This is a genomic window from Komagataeibacter sp. NFXK3 (assembly GCF_054182245.1).
The window spans coordinates 1-2,502 of sequence record NZ_JAPIVJ010000060.1 but is presented as its reverse complement, the minus strand read 5'-3'; the positions used below and the strand labels follow the sequence as shown (position 1 = coordinate 2,502).

Here is a 2,502-nt window from a genome sequence, read left to right as displayed (position 1 = left end):
GTAACCGGCCGCTCTGGGCCGCCTTGATTATGCGGCCTGTCTGTGCAGTGTATTCACGGGTTTCCAGTTCCATGGCAACAGTTCGTGGAGCCGGTTGATCTTGTGCTCGTTGATACGGGCCAGGACGTCGGCGAGGTAATCGTGCGGATTAAGCCGGGAGAGTTTTGCGCTTTCGATAAGCGTCATGGCATCAGCGATGTTGTCGCCCCCGGTGTCGGATCCGGCAAAGAGATAATTTTTTCGCCCCACGCATACGGGCCGTATGGCGCGTTCGGCAGGATTGTTGTCGATGGCGACACGACCATCTTCGAGGAACAGGGTAAAGGCCTTCCACCGGTTGAACGCATAACGGATCGCTTTTGCCAGTTCCCCCTTTCCAGGGATACGGGCAAGCTGTGTTTCGCACCATGCGTGGAATGCTGTGACACGGGGGCGGCTTTGTTCCTGTCGGACAGCCAGACGATACGGGGCCGGGTGTCCGGTGATCTGGCGCTCGATATCGTAGAGCTCTCCGATCTGTTCAAGTGCTTCCCTTGCGATTGTCGAATCACTGCCCTTCCAGACATCATGGAAGGCCCGGCGGAGATGAGCCCAGCAGGCCGCTTCGCGCACGTGCACGGTTCCTGTTGCGTCTGGTTTATACAGATCCCTGAACCCGGCGTAGGCGTCAGCCTGCAGAATGCCCCGGAACTGTGCCAGATGGGTCTGGGGATTGATCCCCTTGCGATCGGGAGAGAACCAGTAGGCCACGGCGGGCGGATCACTCCCTCCCCATGGGCGGGGATCGCGCAGATAGCTCCAGATCCGCCCTTCCTTCACGCCCCGGGGTTTGCCAGCCTGACGCAGACGGGGGTCAAGAACCTGGATGGGTGTATCATCAGCATGTAGCAGGTCTGCCTTTACGACATCCTGACGGATCAGATCTGTCAGAGGACGCAGAACGGCAACGGCCTGACCACACCAGTCGATCAGGGTTGAACGGGGAATGTCCACACCCTGACGGGCAAAGATCTCATTCTGACGATAAAGCGGAATGTGGTCATCGAATTTCGAGACCAGGATATGGGCTAAAAGCCCGGTGCCAGCCATCCCCCGTGGGACAGGGCGCGACGGTGCTTCAGGCTGCACCAGTGTTTCGCAGTGACGGCAGGATTTCTTCAGCCGTGCCGTTTCGACAACTTTCAGTTTTGCCGCAATAAAGTCCAGTATTTCGGTGACATCTTCGCCTACAAGACGCAGGGGACCGCCACAGGCAGGACAGGCCTCACCTGGGTCGAGAACAATACGCTCCCGTGGTGTCGTGTCAGAAACCTTTGGTTTGCCACGCTGCCGTGGGGGAGAGAGTGCATCATCGCTGACATCATGCTCCCTGATATCAGGAGAAGGATCGGCTGCCGCGATGGCGATTTTTACATCTTCAAGGAGCAGTTCGAGTTGTTCAATCTCACGGTCTATCTTTTCTGAACTGGCCCCGAATTTCTGTTTCTGAAGACGTGCGATCCGGATTTTGAGAGACTGGACAAGAGCTTCATACGCACGGGCTGACGCAGAAAGCCGAGCCACTTCGGTCTGCAGGGAAACAATCATTTCCCTCAGGGTATCCGGATCATCAGGCAGGACCGCAGGTGCAGACGTCATTATGAAAAAATAGCAGAAAACCTAAGAAAATTCAAAATGTTCTGCACTCTCACGCCATAAAAATCAGGCCACGCGAGACGGTGGTGCAGACCAGGAAGGGCGTCTCCACTCCATGCCTTCCCACAGCATGGCCATCTGTGCTGTCGTCAGGCGTGCAACGCCCTCTGCCGGAGACGGCCATGGAAAACGTCCCTTCTCAAGCACCTTGTAATAAAGACAGAACCCCTGACCGTCCCACATCAGAAGCTTGATCCTGTCCCCACGGCGACCACGAAAGGCAAAGAGCGCCCCTGATGTCGGGTTCTGACGCAGCACGTCCTGTGCCAGTGCTGCCAGACCCGATATGCCCTTGCGCATATCGGTCACCCCGCAGGCCAGATAGACACGCACGCCGTTGCCCACGCCAATCATGCCGTCTCCGCAATCCGGATGACCCGGGCCAGAAGATCTTCGGCAGGATGTCCCGTCACCCTGATACTACGGCCATTGCGCAGCACTATGGCCAGTTCGTCAGGATCACCGCCAGATGCCACAGCAGGTGTCGTCACTGAAGCAACAGGAACAAACGCCACAGACTGATCTGGGGAAGATAGTCTTTGACGGAATGACGTCCGCCATTGGTAAAGATGTTGGCGGGTCAGGTCATGTCGACGTGCCACATCCGATACACTTGCTCCATCCACACCAACTTCAGCCAGTATCGCCAGCTTCCGTTCATCCGACCAGCGGCGGCGGCGTTCAACGCCAATCAGGATTTCCTGGGTCATTCTTACCTCTCAAATGACGTCAATAACGACGTCGTTAACGACGGTAAGTTACCAGTCACAATCCTCAATCATAAGGCGGCCTCAAACGGCCGGTTAC

At 56.7% G+C, this 2,502-nt stretch carries 3 protein-coding genes; all 3 read right to left on the bottom strand.

The window, feature by feature from the left end; genetic code table 11:
- Nucleotides 1-27: 27 nt before the first annotated feature.
- Nucleotides 28-1,638: an IS66 family transposase gene (gene tnpC / locus OQZ28_RS17360; RefSeq protein WP_130732979.1), complete on the bottom strand. Its 1,611-nt coding sequence runs from the start codon at nt 1,636-1,638 to the stop codon at nt 28-30.
- A 63-nt stretch (nt 1,639-1,701) separates the two neighbouring features.
- Nucleotides 1,702-2,049 (bottom strand): IS66 family insertion sequence element accessory protein TnpB, encoded by a 348-nt coding sequence (tnpB, locus tag OQZ28_RS17355; protein ID WP_010510701.1) that lies wholly within the window; start codon nt 2,047-2,049, stop codon nt 1,702-1,704.
- Entirely contained in the window at nt 2,046-2,405 is a 360-nt protein-coding gene (tnpA, locus tag OQZ28_RS17350; RefSeq protein WP_007400224.1) for an IS66-like element accessory protein TnpA, read from the bottom strand. The genes tnpB and tnpA overlap by 4 nt, the downstream gene beginning before the upstream one ends.
- Nucleotides 2,406-2,502: the final 97 nt, after the last annotated feature.

Coding starts and splice junctions, on each gene's coding strand:
- tnpC (WP_130732979.1), bottom strand. CDS start 1,638: ATGACGTCTGCACCTGCGGTCCTGCCTGATGATCCGGATACCCTGAGG.
- tnpB (WP_010510701.1), bottom strand. CDS start 2,049: ATGATTGGCGTGGGCAACGGCGTGCGTGTCTATCTGGCCTGCGGGGTG.
- tnpA (WP_007400224.1), bottom strand. CDS start 2,405: ATGACCCAGGAAATCCTGATTGGCGTTGAACGCCGCCGCCGCTGGTCG.